General features: G+C 51.8%; 17 protein-coding genes and 1 riboswitch. Of the genes, 3 read left to right on the forward strand and 14 right to left on the reverse strand.

The annotated features are described in order from the left end of the window. Window positions 1-161: 161 nt before the first annotated feature. A complete protein-coding gene (locus OGV83_RS14240) occupies window positions 162-1,142 on the forward strand; it encodes a Shedu immune nuclease family protein (RefSeq protein ID WP_286463853.1) in 981 nt (326 codons plus the stop codon). 267 nt (window positions 1,143-1,409) lie between these two features. Here OGV83_RS14240 and ychF read toward each other — a convergent pair whose 3' ends face one another. Together ychF and pth are read right to left on the reverse strand one after the other, a co-directional pair. Continuing rightward, window positions 1,410-2,501 carry a redox-regulated ATPase YchF gene (gene ychF, locus OGV83_RS14245; RefSeq protein WP_012132142.1) on the reverse strand — a complete coding sequence of 364 codons (1,092 nt, stop codon included), beginning with the start codon at window positions 2,499-2,501 and terminating at the stop codon, window positions 1,410-1,412. 116 nt (window positions 2,502-2,617) lie between these two features. Further along, entirely contained in the window at window positions 2,618-3,202 is a 585-nt protein-coding gene (gene pth, locus OGV83_RS14250) for an aminoacyl-tRNA hydrolase (protein ID WP_012132143.1), read from the reverse strand. A 275-nt stretch (window positions 3,203-3,477) separates the two neighbouring features. On the opposite strand from pth, the gene ychH reads away from it, so the two are divergent. After that, window positions 3,478-3,756, forward strand: a complete 279-nt coding sequence (gene ychH, locus OGV83_RS14255; protein ID WP_012132144.1) for a stress-induced protein YchH — start codon at window positions 3,478-3,480, stop codon at window positions 3,754-3,756. A gap of 51 nt (window positions 3,757-3,807) precedes the next feature. Here ychH and OGV83_RS14260 read toward each other — a convergent pair whose 3' ends face one another. The 12 genes from OGV83_RS14260 to lolB form a co-directional block, all read right to left on the reverse strand. After that, window positions 3,808-4,626: a cytochrome c1 gene (locus tag OGV83_RS14260; RefSeq protein WP_286463856.1), complete on the reverse strand. Its 819-nt coding sequence runs from the start codon at window positions 4,624-4,626 to the stop codon at window positions 3,808-3,810. 5 nt (window positions 4,627-4,631) lie between these two features. Then, window positions 4,632-5,804, reverse strand: a complete 1,173-nt coding sequence (locus OGV83_RS14265; RefSeq protein ID WP_047463409.1) for a cytochrome b — start codon at window positions 5,802-5,804, stop codon at window positions 4,632-4,634. Between the two features lies 1 nt (window position 5,805). Further along, window positions 5,806-6,357, reverse strand: a complete 552-nt coding sequence (petA, locus tag OGV83_RS14270) for a ubiquinol-cytochrome c reductase iron-sulfur subunit (protein ID WP_110494182.1) — start codon at window positions 6,355-6,357, stop codon at window positions 5,806-5,808. A gap of 32 nt (window positions 6,358-6,389) precedes the next feature. Continuing rightward, window positions 6,390-6,830: a pseudoazurin gene (locus OGV83_RS14275; RefSeq protein WP_012132148.1), complete on the reverse strand. Its 441-nt coding sequence runs from the start codon at window positions 6,828-6,830 to the stop codon at window positions 6,390-6,392. Window positions 6,831-6,848: 18 nt separating this feature from the next. Beyond that, window positions 6,849-7,670, reverse strand: a complete 822-nt coding sequence (locus tag OGV83_RS14280; RefSeq protein ID WP_134769364.1) for an ABC transporter ATP-binding protein — start codon at window positions 7,668-7,670, stop codon at window positions 6,849-6,851. Then, window positions 7,667-8,731, reverse strand: coding sequence for a FecCD family ABC transporter permease (locus OGV83_RS14285; protein WP_047463417.1), 1,065 nt, complete (start codon window positions 8,729-8,731; stop codon window positions 7,667-7,669). Before OGV83_RS14285 ends, OGV83_RS14280 begins: the two co-directional genes overlap by 4 nt. Window positions 8,732-8,797: 66 nt before the next feature. Beyond that, complete coding sequence (locus tag OGV83_RS14290) at window positions 8,798-9,847, reverse strand: ABC transporter substrate-binding protein (RefSeq protein WP_024130290.1); 1,050 nt, start codon at window positions 9,845-9,847, stop codon at window positions 8,798-8,800. A gap of 199 nt (window positions 9,848-10,046) precedes the next feature. Then, window positions 10,047-10,272: riboswitch (cobalamin riboswitch) on the reverse strand. Between the two features lie 200 nt (window positions 10,273-10,472). Next, complete coding sequence (locus tag OGV83_RS14295; RefSeq protein ID WP_012132153.1) at window positions 10,473-11,033, reverse strand: GNAT family N-acetyltransferase; 561 nt, start codon at window positions 11,031-11,033, stop codon at window positions 10,473-10,475. Window positions 11,034-11,146: 113 nt separating this feature from the next. Next, window positions 11,147-12,826: a C4-dicarboxylic acid transporter DauA gene (dauA, locus tag OGV83_RS14300; RefSeq protein ID WP_248622717.1), complete on the reverse strand. Its 1,680-nt coding sequence runs from the start codon at window positions 12,824-12,826 to the stop codon at window positions 11,147-11,149. Between the two features lie 124 nt (window positions 12,827-12,950). Next, the gene (prs, locus tag OGV83_RS14305; RefSeq protein WP_001518537.1) at window positions 12,951-13,898 is read right to left on the reverse strand and encodes a ribose-phosphate diphosphokinase; all 948 of its coding nucleotides are present in this window, start codon (window positions 13,896-13,898) and stop codon (window positions 12,951-12,953) included. 150 nt (window positions 13,899-14,048) lie between these two features. Then, on the reverse strand, window positions 14,049-14,900 hold the full coding sequence (ispE, locus tag OGV83_RS14310; protein ID WP_012132155.1) for a 4-(cytidine 5'-diphospho)-2-C-methyl-D-erythritol kinase: 852 nt from the start codon (window positions 14,898-14,900) through the stop codon (window positions 14,049-14,051). Further along, entirely contained in the window at window positions 14,897-15,520 is a 624-nt protein-coding gene (lolB, locus tag OGV83_RS14315; protein ID WP_047463422.1) for a lipoprotein insertase outer membrane protein LolB, read from the reverse strand. Before lolB ends, ispE begins: the two co-directional genes overlap by 4 nt. 262 nt (window positions 15,521-15,782) lie before the next feature. Here lolB and hemA point away from each other — a divergent pair, with 262 nt between their 5' ends. Continuing rightward, on the forward strand, window positions 15,783-17,039 hold the full coding sequence (hemA, locus tag OGV83_RS14320) for a glutamyl-tRNA reductase (RefSeq protein WP_012132157.1): 1,257 nt from the start codon (window positions 15,783-15,785) through the stop codon (window positions 17,037-17,039). Window positions 17,040-17,047: the final 8 nt, after the last annotated feature.

A 17,047-nucleotide genomic window follows, 5' to 3' on the forward strand; every position in this document is an offset into this window, starting at 1 on the left:
AGATTTATGCTCATTGCGGAGAATCTTCACTCAAAAACGGTGAGTGGAAATCTACTGACAAAATCGTATGATGCAGGTAAAGATACTCGAATATGCTGTACGCATCTGCAAGATGCGCGTCAGGATAAATAAAATACACTGCTAAAGTTGAGGTTGTGCTAATGGAATTTGAGGCGGAAAAAGTAACCTTTGAGAGAAAGGTAAGACGTTATCTCTCCGCTAGCGTGAAGCGGCAGGTAGCTATATTGAGCGGCTATCGATGCTCGTTTCCAGGTTGTGATCAAAACCTCATGCTTCAGGACTCATCATTTATTGGGGAAATAGCTTCGATTGAAGCCATTCACTCTCATGGGCCAAGACACAACCCTTCTAAAAATGCAGACCAACTATTTCAAACAGAAAACTATCTTCTGTTGTGCCCGAATCATCATGCGATTATTGACAGACAGCCGGAAATATATTCGACTGAGTGGCTAAGAAAGGCCAGGAAAGAACATTTAAATAAAATATCAGAAATAGTGTCTGCCTCGAAGTGTGTAGCAGAGGTCAAGCTGGATGAGCAGGTCGAAATCTCTTTAGAGGAAGCAATAGGTGTCTGGAAAGTAAATCGTGAAAATGCATCCGAGGAATTCTGGCAAACTCTTCTACAAAAATGTCCAGCTGTATTATCACAGATATTTCCGCAAAGTATGTTTCAGTTAGGCAGTAAATGCTATGTTGGTGGAAAATCGATAAGCAATTCGGGTGGTAATCTTGTCGATTTTATCTACGCAAGCAGACTGACTGGAAATATAGTATTGGTCGAAATAAAGACCCCAAAGACGATATTGCTGGGGAAAAGATATAGAACTAATGCCTATTCAATTAGCGAAGAACTATCTGGGGCATTTGTTCAGGTGTTAAATTATAAAGACCAATTAATGAAGGAATATTTCAAACTAAGTGAAGGTAACGGAGGTGATTCATTTTTGGCATTCAACCCTAAATGCTTAATTGTTATTGGTACACTTGAGTCGGAGCTTAAAGATAATAGTCAATACAAATCATTTGAGCTATTCAGAAATAGTATGACAAACGTTGAGATTGTCACTTATGACGAGCTATTTCAAAAGGCTCAAGACATTCTGGATATGATTAAATAACATGTAATATCGTTTTTAGCCGACTTCCACCTGTCATTGCGGACAAGAAGCCTCATACAAAGGATAATTTATAACTACAACCACTTAAGGCGTCTACAAAATGGGTGGCTATTCAGATTATAACCACCGCTATACTCAGTTCCGACCGCACTTCCATGATATCAACGGATACGCTTTAAATAAAAAATCCACGCAATTGCGTGGATTTTATGGCTTTTTGAGATTCTCATGAGATTCAGTGAGATCTCATGAGACAACAAATTTTATTTAGACGTTGAACAAGAAGTTCATCACATCGCCGTCTTTAACGATGTAGTCTTTGCCTTCCGCACGCATCTTACCGGCTTCTTTTGCGCCTTGTTCACCTTTGTACGTGATGAAGTCGTCGAAAGCGATGGTCTGCGCACGAATAAAGCCTTTCTCAAAATCGGTGTGAATTTTACCCGCAGCCTGCGGTGCGGTTGCGCCGACAGGAATCGTCCACGCGCGTACTTCTTTCACACCAGCGGTAAAATAAGTTTGCAGATTCAGCAGCTTGTAGCCAGCGCGAATAACGCGGTTGAGACCCGGTTCTTCAATACCCAGCTCAGCCATAAACTCGTCACGGTCAGCATCGTCGAGTTCTGCGATGTCGGCCTCGATAGCGGCACAAACCGGAACCACGACAGAGCCTTCTGCATCGGCAATGGCGCGAACCTGATCCAGGTACGGGTTATTTTCGAAGCCATCTTCGTTGACGTTAGCGATATACATGGTCGGCTTCAGCGTCAGGAAGCTCAGATAGCGGATCGCCGCTTTATCTTCGTCTGTCAGATCCAGTGAGCGCAGCATGCCGGCGTTTTCCAGGTGCGGCAGGCATTTTTCCAGCGCGGCCAGCTCAGCTTTCGCGTCTTTATCGCCGCCTTTGGCTTTCTTCTGCACGCGGTGAATGGCGCGTTCACAGGTATCAAGGTCGGACAGCGCCAGCTCGGTATTGATAACGTCAATATCTTCCGCCGGATTTACTTTCCCCGCAACGTGGATGATGTTGTCGTTTTCAAAGCAGCGTACTACGTGACCAATCGCTTCGGTTTCACGGATGTTTGTCAGGAACTGGTTACCCAGGCCTTCGCCTTTCGACGCGCCTTTTACCAGACCGGCAATGTCGACGAACTCCATGGTGGTAGGGAGAATGCGCTGCGGCTTGACAATCTCAGCCAGTTTGTCCAGACGCGGATCGGGCATCGGCACTACACCGGTATTTGGCTCGATGGTGCAGAACGGGAAGTTTGCCGCTTCAATACCGGCTTTAGTCAGGGCGTTGAACAGGGTGGATTTCCCGACGTTGGGCAAACCAACGATACCGCATTTGAATCCCATGATTTAAATCACCTTAATATCTTGATAATCAACCTGTTGCAGAAAACAGATTGTAGAAAAGTAAACAACTTTGCCTATTATACACAGCGCGCGGCAAAAATGCCGCACATCACTGCTTATTGTGCTTTAAAGGCATGTAATCGGTTCGTCGCTTTGGTTAACCCTTCTTTGAACCAGACTTCAGTACAACGTGCCGCTTCGTCAATGGCGTCGTCAATTAACTTTTGTTCCGACACCGGCGGTTTACCCAGAACAAAACCGACAACTTTATTTTTATCGCCCGGATGACCAATTCCGACACGTAAGCGATGAAAGTTAGGGTTATTACCCAGTTTGTTGATGATGTCTTTCAGGCCATTATGACCACCGTGTCCGCCGCCTAACTTAAATTTCGCGACGCCAGGGGGGAGATCCAGTTCGTCGTGGGCAACCAGAATCTCATCGGGCATGATGCGGTAAAAACTGGCCATCGCGCCGACGGCTTTACCGCTCAGATTCATAAACGTGGTCGGCACCAGCAGGCGAACATCTTCCCCTTCGAGGGTCACTCTGGAGGTGTAACCGAAGAATTTCGGCTCTTCACGCAGAGGCGCGCGTAGTCGCTCTGCCAGTAAATCGACGTACCATGCGCCCGCATTATGGCGTGTCGCCGCGTATTCTGCGCCGGGGTTCGCCAGGCCGACAATCAATTTAATCGTCACGTTTTTTGTCCTGAGTGTGTCCATAACTGGCGCGTAGTTTACTGTCTGCGGCCGCGCTTGACAAAAAACAGCGTGGATTGCGCCGGAAGCTGAATAATTGCCTGTTTGAACTATTGGAAAGTCAAGCTGTTCAGAGGGTTATTTGTAAAGTTTTGTTGAATAACAGGTTGTAATTGTGATCGCCCACGCACTCATAAAGCACAGTGTTGTCTATACTTTACACATAAGGATTAGGGGTATTCCCTGAAACAACCCAAAAGTTCCGGAGGTGACATATGAAACGCAAAAACGCTTCGTTACTCGGTAACGTGCTCATGGGGTTGGGGTTAGTGGTCATGGTGGTTGGTGTTGGTTATTCTATTTTAAACCAGTTACCGCAGTTTAACCTGCCACAATTTTTTGCACATGGTGCGGTGCTGAGCATCTTTGTCGGTGCCATTCTCTGGCTGGCAGGCGCCCGTGTAGGTGGACATGAACAGGTGAGCGATCGTTACTGGTGGGTTCGCCACTACGACAAACGCTGCCGCCGTAACGACAATCGCCGTCACAGCTAAGGTATCGCGTCGGTTTAAGACCAGTCAGCGTTGAACTGACTGGTCATTGTCTTAACCATTCTCACTCGTTTTTTCTGACGAGCGTTTCTTTAATCGGCGCAAAATCAGCAGCAATGCCAGCATAATGACCAGATAACTCATTACGTAATGGCCCTGATGCTTTCGCTGTTCAAGCGCCGGATCGGCAGCCCATGCCAGAAAAGCCGTAACGTCCCGCGCGTACTGCTCTTCGGTTTCTGGTATATCGTCCTTTTCTGACCTGGTGATCTCCCCATCAGACAACGGCTTCGGCATGTTAATTATGCCGCCGGGAGCGTATCGGTTTGCCTTCATTTCCGGGTCGTCAGGCAGATAACCGGTCAACAAGGCATAGACGTAATCCGCCCCCTGATCGGTATAGGGCAAGAAGGCATCGAACAGAAATTGCGGGAACCCCCGGTCGTACGTTCTGGCGCGAACGATATAGGTTAAATCGACGGGAAGGGCGCCATTATTAAGATATCTTGCTTCCTGATCGTTAAGGTAGGGCGAGACAAACGTATCATTGAGATTGCCTTCCCGCTCGCCGGGTTGACCATCATCCTGAATGTCGGGAAAGACGTAGCCGCTGGCAAGACGCTTTGCCTCTGTGAGCGAGAGTTCGGGTCCGCCTGGCTTTGTCAGGGTGCGAAAATTAAGATGAACCATCCCGTGGCAGGCGCGGCATTTCTCTTCGTAGACCTGTAAACCGCGCCGCAGTTGTTCTTTATCATAGTGGCCCGTTATGCCGCTAAAACTCCACGCCTGGCGAGGTGGCGTCTCTTGCGCACAGACAGCGCTGGCGCCCAGAATGCACAGCCATAAAACGCTATATCTTACTAATCCCTTCATGGCGGTTAATCCTGCTTTTCCAGAAAACGTCGGCAGGGCAGTACGATGACAAACCATCCGAAGTAAACCAGCGTTGAAAGTTGCGATGCCGCGCGTATCCAGCCCTCTTCATTACTGAAACCGTCAGGCAGGTCGGGGCCGACCAGCGCTTTTGAACCCAGCCATCCTAAAAAGAATGCATTAGCAACCCAGAGCCAAAAACCACATTTAACGAGCTTGCTGTAATTGCGAAAGCGGGCGCGTGAAGTGTCGAGCCAGGGGAGAAAATAAAAAATCAGCACTGAAGCACACATGGCGACTATCCCGAGAAGTTCGTTTGGGAAGCAGCGCAAAATGGAAAAGAACGGCAAAAAATACCACTCAGGCGCCACGACAGCGGGCGTTACGGTGGGATCTGCCGGGATAAAATTGTCGGCGCTGCTGAGATAGTGCGGGGCAAAGAATAAAAACCAGGCGAACAGCATCATGAAAAGAGTGAGCTTGATGGCATCACTGTCGGTGATTTTATAATCGAAAAACAGTTTCCGGGACTCGCTCTGCGTAAATGTCTTTTTCATTGCCTGCGCAAATGCGGACTGTACGGTGCGGATATGCCATATCGTTCCCCCGACAATGACGAAGGGGATAATAAAATGAAGCACATAAAACCGGCCTAATGTGGGTGTTCCTGGAGCATACCCGCCGACTAAAAACGAATACAACGTATCTCCCACCCACGGGATCGCACGAGTGAATCCGGTAATAACGGTGGCGGCCCAGTAGCTCTTTTGCCCCCAAATCAGGCTATATCCCAGAAATGCGGTGATCATCAGTAACACGTATAACGTCACGCTTATCATCCACATTTTGAGATAAGGCTTTCGGTACACGTTGTAATACATGGCGCGGAAGATGTGCAGGTAACAGGCGAAGAAAAATAGCGATGCGCCAATAGAATGCGCGTTGCGCACCAGTTCGCCGTGTCTCACGGATCGCATAATATGAATGATTGAATCAAAGGCCAGCCCTTCCGTGGGTACATAAAACATCGCCAGAACGAGACCAGAAAGGATTTGTACTCCGAGCATCACCAGCAGAATGATCCCGACGGCAAAAACCCAGACGCCTGCGACCGTACGAGGGAAGGGAATACGCCACACTCGTTCTCGTCGGGGTACGGATAGATGTTCTGCCGCCATTTCAGACTTCCTTCGCGCCGATACGCACAGTCAGGCCATCGGGATGAAACGCGTAATCGGGGATTGCGAGATTCGCCGTAGCGGGCCCCCGCGTGACGCGCCCTGAAGTGTCAAACTCCGAGCCATGACAAGGGCATACCCAGCCTTGCCCACCGGGTTTGGCATTGGGCACACAGCCTGCGTGGGGGCAGTAACCTTGAATGACCAGCCACTGCGGATACTCTGTCTTGATACGTTCGCCGTCAGCCTGCGGATCGATAAAACGATGGACATCCGCCTGCTGCGCTGAGCGAATTTCCTCCGGGGTACGGTGATGAATAAGGATAAGCTTTCCCTGCCAGACTCTTTTCACCGTCTGGCCGACGGCAACCCCGGCAAGAGAGACATCGACAGGTTCGTTTTCCGCTACGGTTTTATCATCCGGCCCCAGTGCGGAGATGAGCGGCCAGACGGCGGCGGTGACACCCGCAGCCCCGACAAATTTTGTGAGTTTACACAGGCATTCTCGCCGCTGTACCTGAACGTCTTCATTGCTCTGTTTTTTATCCGCCACCGTGCGCCCCTCACCATTTTCGCGTATCTGGATTACTGTTTCTCAATGCGTGTATAAATGTCCTGGAAACGCTTATCCGCGATCCCCGGCGCCTTAAAGGTTCGATAGCTGTCAGGCAGGGTTGCATCACCCACTTTAATGAGCATCACCATCCCTTGCGCGTAATGCGGGGTGCATTTAATACCGTAAAATCCAGGTTTGTCGTACTTGACCTCTATTTCCTCATCAATCTTGCCGACAAATCCGGGGTAGCCTGCTGGCGAAAGCTCTGCGATTGACGCAGCGTTATGGCTCTTATGCTTGCGAATAAACTTCACGGTGTCGCCTGGCTGAATCGCCAGATAATCCGGTTCATATACCATCGGGCCGCCCGCGCCTCTGTTTTTCATCAGCACTTCGTGGGTCTGAGCGAAAGCCGTGGTGGTCAGCGCTAACAGACATAACATGCTCAGGCTTTGCTTAATCAATTTCATGGGTTCTCCCTTAGGTGTTTATTCCGGTCGTTGGTAGCGGATGAAGCAGCTCAATCCATCCGGCGCCTGCTCAACGATGGCATTAATGCCAAACCACTGGCTGAGGTTTTCAGGCGTAAAAATGGTTGCAGGGCTGCCCTGCATTGCCAGTTGACCCGCTTTCATTACGAGAATGCGGTCGCAGAACATGGCGGCATGGTTCAGGTCGTGCAGAGCCGCAATGACGGTGAGCTTCTGGCGTTTCACCAGATTAAGCAGACCTATCTGATGTTGAATGTCGAGATGGTTCGTGGGTTCATCCATCAGCAGCACTTTCGGTTGCTGCGCCAGGGCCCGGGCGATATGCAGACGCTGTTTTTCCCCGCCAGAAAAGGTATTCCAGCAGCGATTTTGTACGCGCTGTAGATCTACCTTCTCCAGCATGGTCTGGACAATATCGTCATCTTGTTTAGACCAGGGCGAGAGCAGACTCAACCACGGGGTGCGCCCCAGAGAGACAGCCTGCAATGCGGTGAGACGTTCACTGGTTTCCGCTTGTTGTTCTACCAGCGCCACTTTTTGCGCTAAATGGCGGCGCGAGTAGTGGCGAATATTTTTATTCTCCAGCGTTACGCTGCCTGACGAGGGTTTCAGTAAACCGGCAAGCAATGAGATCAGTGATGTTTTGCCTGAGCCATTGGGGCCGATAATGCCGACAAACTCACCGGGCGCGACGTGAAAAGAGACGTCGCTGACGATGGCTTTGCCTTTTACTTCCCAGTGCAGTTGCTGCGCCTGCACCAGGTTTCGGACTGTTGCAGAAGGATAGCGTGGAGCGGTGAGAGCAGAATTTACCGTCATTTTGTCTGGTTTCCTCTGATCAAAATGATGGAAAACGCAGGTGCGCCTACAAGCGCCGTAATCACCCCGATGGGTAACACCTGCCCGGGAAGTAATGTTCTGGAGATTACGTCGGCGATAATGAGAAAAATGGCGCCGATCATGGCGCTGATTGGCAGCAATCGATGGTGTTGATTACCCACCAGCAGGCGGGCGGCATGGGGGATCACCAGGCCGACAAAACCAATCGCCCCGACAATGGAGACCATAATTGCCGTCATCCCGGTAACGGCGGCAATCAGGACTCCGCGCGTGCGTTTTACCGGGATGCCAAGTGACGCTGCGGACTCTGCGCCAAACGAAAACGCATCCAGATGACGGGCGTAACAAAAACATAACGCCACACCGACCAGCGCGGTAGGGACGGCCAAAACGACATCTGGCCAGCGAACGCCGCTCAGATTGCCCAGCAGCCAGAACATAATCCCACGGGCCTGTTCCGCATTCGCTGAGCGAGTGATGATTAGCGAGGTGAGGGCATTAAATAACTGTGAACTGGCGATCCCGGCCAGGATGATTTGCGTGGTGGCGCTTCCCTGTCTCCCCCCGGCGGCGATCGCCAGTAACGCCACGAAAAGAAAAGCCGTTAACGCCCCAATAAAAGCCCCGAGCGACATGCTGACGATCCCAGCGCCAAGCCCTGTTAAGGCGATCAGAACAGCGCCGGTCGAGGCGCCGGCAGAGATCCCCAGTAGATAAGGCTCTGCCAGCGCGTTTCGTAGCAATGACTGCAATACGACGCCGGAAACCGCCAGACACGCGCCACAACAGGCAGAAACCAACGCCCGCGTCAGGCGATAGTTCCAGATAATGCCCGCATCCAGCGCATCAACGGCATAGCGCGTATCAAAGAACTGGTTAGAAAGCGTATGGATGACATGCTGCCAGGGGATAAACGTCTCGCCAATGGAGATACCCGCCAGTAGAACGCAGCACATCAGCACGCTGACCCAAAGGGCGTGTCCCCCGATTCTTATCGTTAACTGGCCGACAGCGCGACGCGTCCTGCGAGTTTCGCTCATCATCTACCTGCAATCCTGAATACCAGAGGCGCGCTATGCCCGGTAAGACATAGCGCGACATAAAGATTATTGAGCCGTTTTCGGATGAGCCAGACCGTATTCAACCAACGCATCTGCGAGTTTCTCGACGCCATCTATCGTTCTGATGCCGGCGTTCATTGTTTGCACATCCACCACTGGCAGATGGTTCTCCTTCACGGCGGGGATAAGTTTAGTCACGGGGTCGGACTTGAGATATTCCAGTTTGACCTGCCAGTCATCTGCCGGGAAACGACGACGGCTCATTTCACCGAGAACAATGACGGACGGGCTGGCTTTCGCGATGGTTTCCCAGCCAACGGTTGGCCACTCTTCAGCAGAATCAATCACATTTTTCACCCCCAGCGTCTGGGCGATCCATGCGGCAGGGCCAAATTTCCCGGCCACATAGGGGTCCAGTTGCAGGTCGGCGCTGGAAAACCAGAATACGGCGGAGACGTTTTTATCCATTCCGGCAATTTTGTCTTTGGCGGCAGCTTCACGGGCCTTCAGACTGGCGATCAATTCATCGCCTTTGTCCTGCACGTCAAAAATTTTCGCCAGATCGGAGACTTCCTGATAAACCATAGCAATATCAAACATGCCTTTACGTACACCGTCGCCACCGTCTTCGTTGTCTTTAGCGCAGTCCGCAGGCGCGGTATATACCGGCACGTTCAACTCGCTAAACTGCTCGTAAGAGGCGACGGTTCCGGCAGGCCCAATTTGCCATTCAAACTGGCTGGCGACCAAATCCGGTTTTTTGGCAATAATGCCTTCAAAGCTGGGGATGTTCTGCGCAATCACGGCCACTTTTTCATTTGCCGCTTTGTAAGCATCCGGGACGGGGCCGAACCACAGCGATGTGCCGACAACGCGCTCGGCCAGTCCCAGGGAATAAAGAATTTCAGTGCTGTTTTGCCCGACCGTGGCAACGCGTTCCGGGGCTTTATTGAAGGTAATATCACGGCCGCAGTTTTTAATCGTCAACGGATAGACTGTTTTTGCTGCATGAGTCAATCCTGATGTGAATAATAACGCTGCGCCAGCCACAGCCAGAAGGTATTTTTTATGAGGTAAAGTAAAGTCTGCGTACATTGTTATCGTCCTGTACATGCCAGAATCTGAACGTCTGGTCATGGTTTATTTGGTTCCATATATCGGGACAGGTACATGACGATAGATGACATTGAATGATGAAATTATGAGAATGCAAAATCTCAGCAGGAATAGGCTCATCAATTCATAATGGTATTTATGCCAAATAAATCATCCCATGGACCATCCCGTCCACTCAATGTGTACAACCCTGACAGCAGGTCTCCTGGCTCGCGGTAATCAGAATATCGGCCTTCCCATAAAGCAAATCTTTACAGTGACCGGTGGTTACAATAACCACACGCAGATATTCGGTATCCGCCTACAGTTGCGGGGGCAGCTATGGAATGAGATTAAAATAATCCGCACCATATTCCTTTCAAAACAACGGCTGTGTTATGAATACTGTCACTGGCGACTGTATCGGCAATCAATAACCTCGTCAACCGTATGAAAAAAGAGCAAAAACATCATACTTTATGGCGATTTTTATATTAATTAATTTAAATTCAAATGGTTGTGTTTTTGTTGGAGTGGTGATTATTGCAACCGCAAGTAATAACGGAAAGGCAAATGAGAATTGATTGACGTTGATCAATTAATCGCGATGAGAAAGAAGGCGTTATTATAAACAGTGAATGTTATCAATATTGTCGCTGGTAACAATATATTTACACGGTTTTTCCATATGCACGATCTGCCACTCGTCGCCCACATCCATGAAGACGTTAAACAGATTTCGCCGCCAGAATTGATACCCGCCGGGTAAAAAATGATGGGTGTGCAAATATAATATTTTATAGTGTTGCTGCTCGCAAAATTGTTCAGCCAGCGAGACCAGTTGGCTGCCAATACCTTGCCTGCGATAATGCTGATCGACATAGCAGCGACAAATCTCAGCTGTCTCCGGTAAATTATAACGACCGTGCAACATCTCTATTCTGTCATCGTACTGACATATCGCCAGCGTCCCAATTATCTGCTGTTGTTCATTCCAGACGCCGAACAATTGGTTTCTTTCCCGCTCAAGATAATTTCCCTGGAGGTCGAATACGTCGTCACTCGCAGTGGGTAATGCTCTTCCGGCATTAAAATAAAGATTAAGATGCCGAATAATAAAGGACTGTACGGCAGGAATATCGTCCCGCGTTATTTCACGAAAAACAAACGGAGAGGTTGGTTTCATATCGGTTATCGCTAACAAATATCAGGAAAACGATAATAACAAGCCAGACGCAGAAAACCAGTTTTCAATAAGAAAACTTGCCGGTCTGTTGAGATACAGACCGGCAGCCGGGATTAGATATCCGCCAGCGCGGCATCTTTGTTCGGGAAAAATGCCAGACGACCTGGAATGGGTTTGATACCGGCTCGGGCCATGGTGCGCAGCGGCTGGAATTCCACGTTACTGACGCGCAGTTCACAGCCTTCCGGCAAACGCTTCACAAAGCGCTGGAAGGCGTCCAGACCACCGGCATCCAGCACCGGAACGGCGTCCCACTTCAGCACCACAATGCGTTTACCCTCAATGCGTGATTCGAGGTCGGTAAATAACCCTTCCGCGGCGGCGAAAAAGAGCGGCCCGATAACGCGTAATACCAGCACATCATCGGGAACCGTGATGTTTACCGCCGCGAGGCGCGTCATACGGGCAATACGGCGCATAAACAGCAGGGAAGCCAGGACAATCCCGACGCTGATCGCAATCACCATATCGAAGAGCACCGTCAGCGACATACACATCATCATCACGATGATGTCGTCTTTGGGCGCATGTCGCAGTAAATCGACCACCTTATGGGCTTCACTCATGTTCCACGCAACCATCAGCAGCAGCGCGGCCATGGCGGAAAGCGGCAGCCATGACAGCAGGGGAGCCAGCGCGAGGAGGGCGAGGATGACCAGAATTGCGTGGATAACGGCGGAAATGGGCGAGGTCGCACCTGCGCGCACGTTTGCCGCAGAACGGGCGATCGCCGCCGTCGCGGTGATCCCGCCAAAGAACGGTGCCACGATATTCCCCAGCCCCTGGCCGATCAGTTCGCTGTTTGCTTTGTGTTTGGTGCCCGTCATGCCGTCGAGCACGACCGCGCACAGCAGGGATTCAATCGCCCCCAGCATCGCCATCGAGAAAGCGGCTGGCAATAACGCCCGCAATGAATCCCAGCTTAGCGTGAAATCTGAATCCGGGAGATTCCACGGCAACACCAGCTGCGGCAGCAGCTGAGGAATGCCGTTGCCCTGCGAACCATCGGCCAGCACATAGTGGAACTGTGAACCAATCGTCGCCACATGGCCACCCAGCAGATTAACCACGGCCATAACGGCGCAGCCCGCCAGCAGCGCCGGAAGATGGCCCGGCAGACGAATCCCCAGACGCGGCCAGAAAATCAGCATACCGAGCGTCACCACGCCAATAGCGGCATCGCCCGGATTAATGGTCGGCAACGCCATAACCAGCGCCCCGACTTTTTGTAGGTAATGCTCCGGCACATGGGCCATTTGCAGACCGAGGAAATCTTTAATCTGCATTGTCCCGATGGTGATGCCGATCCCTGATGTAAAACCTAACGTGACCGATACGGGAATGTATTCGATCAGGCGGCCAAAACGCGCGAGGCCGAAGAGGATCAGGAACACCCCGGATATGAGGGTGGCGACCAGCAGGCCTGCCAGCCCAAATTGTTGCGATACCGGGTAGAGAATAACGACAAATGCGGCGGTCGGGCCGGAGACGCTGAAGCGTGACCCGCCGGTTAAGGCAATAACAATTCCCGCCACAGCGGACGTATAAAGACCGTACTGCGGTGCAACACCACTGCCAATTGCCAGCGCCATCGCCAGCGGGATAGCGATGATCCCGACGGTTACCCCGGCAATCACATCACGGGTGAACCGTGAGGCGGTATATTTTTCTTTCCAGCAAGCGTCGATGAGGGCGCGGAAAGGCATCACATGTGAGGAAAATATTCTGTTCACAATAATGTTTCATCCATGAGCGCATCATCTGTCAACTAAATGGCAGGTGAAGGAGGCATTGGTCATACAAATAAGAGTTACAGACAAAAAAACCCGCCGCAGCGGGTTTTTTAGCCGGGTTCGATTAATGTTCGAACATAGCTGAAATGGATTCTTCGTTGCTGATACGACGAATCGCTTCGGCCAGCATACCCGACAGTGTCAACGTGCGCACGTTCGGCAGTGCTTTAATTTCGTCGGTCAGTGGAATGGTGTCACAGACAACGACTTCATCAATCACCGAATTGCGCAGGTTGTTTGCCGCATTGCCTGAGAAAATCGGGTGAGTCGCGTAGGCGAATACGCGTTTGGCACCACGTTCTTTCAGTGCTTCTGCTGCTTTGCACAGCGTACCACCGGTATCGATCATATCATCAACCAGTACGCAGTCGCGGCCAGCAACGTCACCGATGATGTGCATCACCTGAGAAACGTTAGCGCGCGGACGGCGTTTGTCGATGATCGCCATATCGGTATCGTTCAGCAGCTTAGCGATAGCGCGGGCACGCACAACGCCACCGATATCTGGAGAAACCACAATCGGGTTATCCAGGTTCAGTTGCAGCATATCTTCTAACAGAATTGGGCTACCGAATACGTTATCAACCGGAACGTCAAAGAAGCCCTGGATCTGTTCAGCATGCAGGTCAACGGTGAGAACGCGGTCAACGCCAACGCTGGACAGGAAGTCAGCGACGACTTTTGCGGTAATCGGTACACGAGCGGAACGTACACGACGGTCCTGACGCGCATAGCCAAAGTAAGGGATAACGGCGGTGATACGGCCTGCGGAAGCACGGCGCAGCGCATCGACCATAACAACCAATTCCATCAGGTTGTCGTTAGTAGGGGCACAAGTGGACTGGATGATGAAAATATCACCACCGCGTACATTTTCGTTAATTTGTACGCTGACTTCGCCGTCGCTAAAGCGACCTACAGCGGCGTCGCCGAGAGAAGTGTACAGGCGGTTGGCAATACGTTGTGCTAGTTCCGGGGTGGCGTTACCAGCAAAAAGCTTCATATCAGGCACGAGAAGAACCTCAGGCATGCGTCCATTGGTGGATAGAATCTGCCGAAAACTGTGCGGGCCAGGCAATATCCTATCCAGGCGGTGTATTAAAGAGCGCGATGCAACGTCTGGAACAGGGTGACGTTGTCACCGAAACTCAGCTTGCCCGGCTTAAAGCATGGCTTTTTGCAATGGAGAGAGGTTGACACCCTTCGCCACAAACGCATTGAGCCATTCCGGGGCTTGCTTAAGCACCTGACGAGCAGCGGATTCTGTATCGAATTCAGCAAAGACACAGGCCCCTGTACCAGTCAGGCGCGACGGCGCGTATTCTAACAGCCAGGAAAGCGCCGCATCAACCTCGCGAAAACGTTTTCTTGCGATAACCTCGCAATCATTGCCGAATTCACATTTTAATAACGTTTCTATTGACCTTTTTGGCGTGTTGCGCGGTAATTCGGGGTCCTTGAAAATAACCGGCGTGGGGATGCTTACCCCTGGGTGGGCAACCAGATACCACTTCTCCGGCGGGTCTACCGGCGTCAGGATTTCACCCACGCCCTCGGCGAAGGCCGCATGTCCACGGACAAACACCGGGACGTCCGCGCCCAGCGTTAAGCCTGTTTCCGCCAGTTCATCGACCGATAATCCGCACTGCCAGAGATGATTCAGCGCCACCAGAACGGTCGCCGCATTGGACGAGCCGCCACCCAGACCGCCGCCCATGGGCAAACGTTTCTCGATGCTGATATCCGCGCCGCTGCCTGCGGGCAAACGCCCGTGGGCGGACGCTGTCTTCATCAGCAACCGCGCCGCGCGGACGATCAGATTGTCGTCATTTTCGACGCCCTCGACAGGCGTCAAAAGATGAATTTCGCCGTCGCCGCGCGGCGTAATGCCGATTGTGTCGCCGTAATCAAGAAACTGGAACAGCGTTTGCAATGTGTGATAACCGTCCGCACGCTGTCCGGTGATGTATAAAAACAGATTCAGTTTTGCCGGAGATGGCCAGTGGGTCATCATTTTACAATCCAGTTATCCATCTTCAGTTTGATGCGCTGACCGCCGTCAGAGAGTTCCATATTTGCCGGCATGGCGGGCTGCGTTTTACTGTCGTATCCGCTGTATACCACTTTCCAGTTTTTACCGTCCTGGCGGTAGTTCACTTCGCTCAGGCGGTACTGGTCGTCGAGGGTGTAATCGGTGGCGTCGCCCGGCAGACCGAGAATCCACTGGCGTAAGCTGTTAAGCGGAATGGGCATCCCGGTCAGCTTGCCGATCATCTCTTCGGCGTCGTCGGCGGTGTAACGCTGCCCTTTATTATCGACCAGTTGCACATTGCCCGGCTGGGCGTTCAGCTCCAGTTCGGTACTGCCCAGCGGATTGGTCAACAGCAGACGGTAGCGATCCTGACCGGTTTGCTGCCAGAAGAAGCGGGCATACACTTTCTGATCGTCGGAGATATAAGCAAACGCGCCACGCGTCTGATACTGATTCAACTTGCGCACGTCCTGCTGATGCTGACGCCACTGAGGGGAGTCGGGACTTTTGCCAGGACCTTTCGGCGCATTGATCGTACAGGCGGTGAGGACCAGGCTAGCCAGCGGGAGTAGGCGGATCAGGCGAAAATCAGGCAGGGTCATAGTGATGACGAATCCTTGTAATACGGTGCGATAATTGCCTGATGGCGCTATGCTTATCAGGCCGACAAACTGAACCCGTCGGTTGGTTGCAGTTATAACCCTTAATGCTAGCGCTGACCGGGTACATCGTCTACGTTCACGTTATCTTAATTTAAACAGTAAGCTATTACTCCAAAAGGAGGCTGTCTCTTTTATTGACCACGAGCATCCTGTATGATGCACCCAGTCTAACCTTATCAACGCTGGTACTATTCCCGCACACATGACCCTTTTAGCGCTCGGTATTAACCATAAAACGGCACCTGTATCGCTGCGAGAACGCGTAACGTTTTCGCCAGATACGCTCGATCAGGCGTTGGACAGCCTGCTTGCGCAGCCGATGGTGCAGGGTGGCGTGGTGTTGTCGACGTGCAACCGTACGGAGCTGTACCTCAGCGTTGAAGAACAGGATAACCTGCAAGAGGCGCTGATTCGTTGGTTATGTGATTACCATAATCTCAATGAAGACGACCTGCGCAATAGCCTCTACTGGCACCAGGATAACGACGCCGTCAGCCACCTGATGCGCGTCGCCAGCGGGCTGGACTCGCTGGTGCTGGGCGAACCGCAAATTCTCGGTCAGGTGAAAAAAGCGTTTGCGGATTCGCAAAAAGGTCATCTGCATGCCAGCGCGCTGGAACGCATGTTCCAGAAATCGTTTTCCGTCGCCAAACGCGTACGCACCGAAACAGACATCGGCGCCAGCGCCGTGTCCGTTGCTTTTGCCGCCTGTACGCTGGCGCGTCAGATTTTCGAATCCCTCTCCACGGTGACGGTGTTGCTGGTCGGGGCGGGTGAAACCATTGAACTGGTCGCGCGCCATCTGCGTGAACATAAAGTACAGAAAATGATCATCGCCAACCGCACCCGCGAACGCGCGCAAGTGCTGGCGGATGAAGTGGGAGCTGAGGTTATTTCGTTGAGCGACATCGACGAACGTCTGCGGGAAGCCGATATTATTATCAGCTCAACCGCCAGTCCGCTGCCGATTATCGGCAAAGGGATGGTGGAGCGCGCGTTAAAAAGCCGTCGTAACCAGCCGATGCTGTTGGTGGACATTGCCGTGCCGCGCGACGTGGAGCCGGAAGTCGGGAAACTGGCGAATGCCTATCTGTACAGCGTTGATGACCTGCAAAGCATCATTTCGCATAACCTGGCGCAGCGTAAAGCGGCGGCAGTGGAGGCCGAAACGATTGTCGCGCAGGAAGCCAGCGAATTTATGGCCTGGCTGCGCTCGCAAAGCGCCAGCGAGACCATCCGCGAATACCGTAGTCAATCAGAGCATGTACGCGATGAACTGACAGTTAAAGCGCTGGCAGCCCTTGAACAGGGCGGCGACGCGCAAGCCATTTTGCAGGATCTGGCATGGAAACTGACCAACCGCCTGATCCATGCGCCAACTAAATCTCTTCAACAGGCCGCCCGTGACGGGGATGACGAACGCCTGAATATTCTGCGCGACAGCCTCGGGCTGGAGTAGCAGCACAC

This window comes from Citrobacter sp. CK189 (assembly GCF_030333505.1).
Lineage (GTDB): Bacteria > Pseudomonadota > Gammaproteobacteria > Enterobacterales > Enterobacteriaceae > Citrobacter_B > Citrobacter_B koseri.

Bases quoted from the DNA above. Each gene is read 5' to 3' on its own strand.
- hemA (WP_012132157.1), top strand. From the start codon at position 15,783: ATGACCCTTTTAGCGCTCGGTATTAACCATAAAACGGCACCTGTATCG.
- OGV83_RS14295 (WP_012132153.1), bottom strand. From the start codon at position 11,033: ATGAAACCAACCTCTCCGTTTGTTTTTCGTGAAATAACGCGGGACGAT.
- OGV83_RS14265 (WP_047463409.1), bottom strand. From the start codon at position 5,804: ATGGCGGCAGAACATCTATCCGTACCCCGACGAGAACGAGTGTGGCGT.
- OGV83_RS14260 (WP_286463856.1), bottom strand. From the start codon at position 4,626: ATGAAGGGATTAGTAAGATATAGCGTTTTATGGCTGTGCATTCTGGGC.
- ychH (WP_012132144.1), top strand. From the start codon at position 3,478: ATGAAACGCAAAAACGCTTCGTTACTCGGTAACGTGCTCATGGGGTTG.
- ychF (WP_012132142.1), bottom strand. From the start codon at position 2,501: ATGGGATTCAAATGCGGTATCGTTGGTTTGCCCAACGTCGGGAAATCC.
- lolB (WP_047463422.1), bottom strand. From the start codon at position 15,520: ATGACCCTGCCTGATTTTCGCCTGATCCGCCTACTCCCGCTGGCTAGC.
- OGV83_RS14285 (WP_047463417.1), bottom strand. From the start codon at position 8,731: ATGAGCGAAACTCGCAGGACGCGTCGCGCTGTCGGCCAGTTAACGATA.
- OGV83_RS14275 (WP_012132148.1), bottom strand. From the start codon at position 6,830: ATGAAATTGATTAAGCAAAGCCTGAGCATGTTATGTCTGTTAGCGCTG.
- ispE (WP_012132155.1), bottom strand. From the start codon at position 14,900: ATGATGACCCACTGGCCATCTCCGGCAAAACTGAATCTGTTTTTATAC.
- OGV83_RS14280 (WP_134769364.1), bottom strand. From the start codon at position 7,670: ATGACGGTAAATTCTGCTCTCACCGCTCCACGCTATCCTTCTGCAACA.
- OGV83_RS14240 (WP_286463853.1), top strand. From the start codon at position 162: ATGGAATTTGAGGCGGAAAAAGTAACCTTTGAGAGAAAGGTAAGACGT.
- OGV83_RS14290 (WP_024130290.1), bottom strand. From the start codon at position 9,847: ATGTACGCAGACTTTACTTTACCTCATAAAAAATACCTTCTGGCTGTG.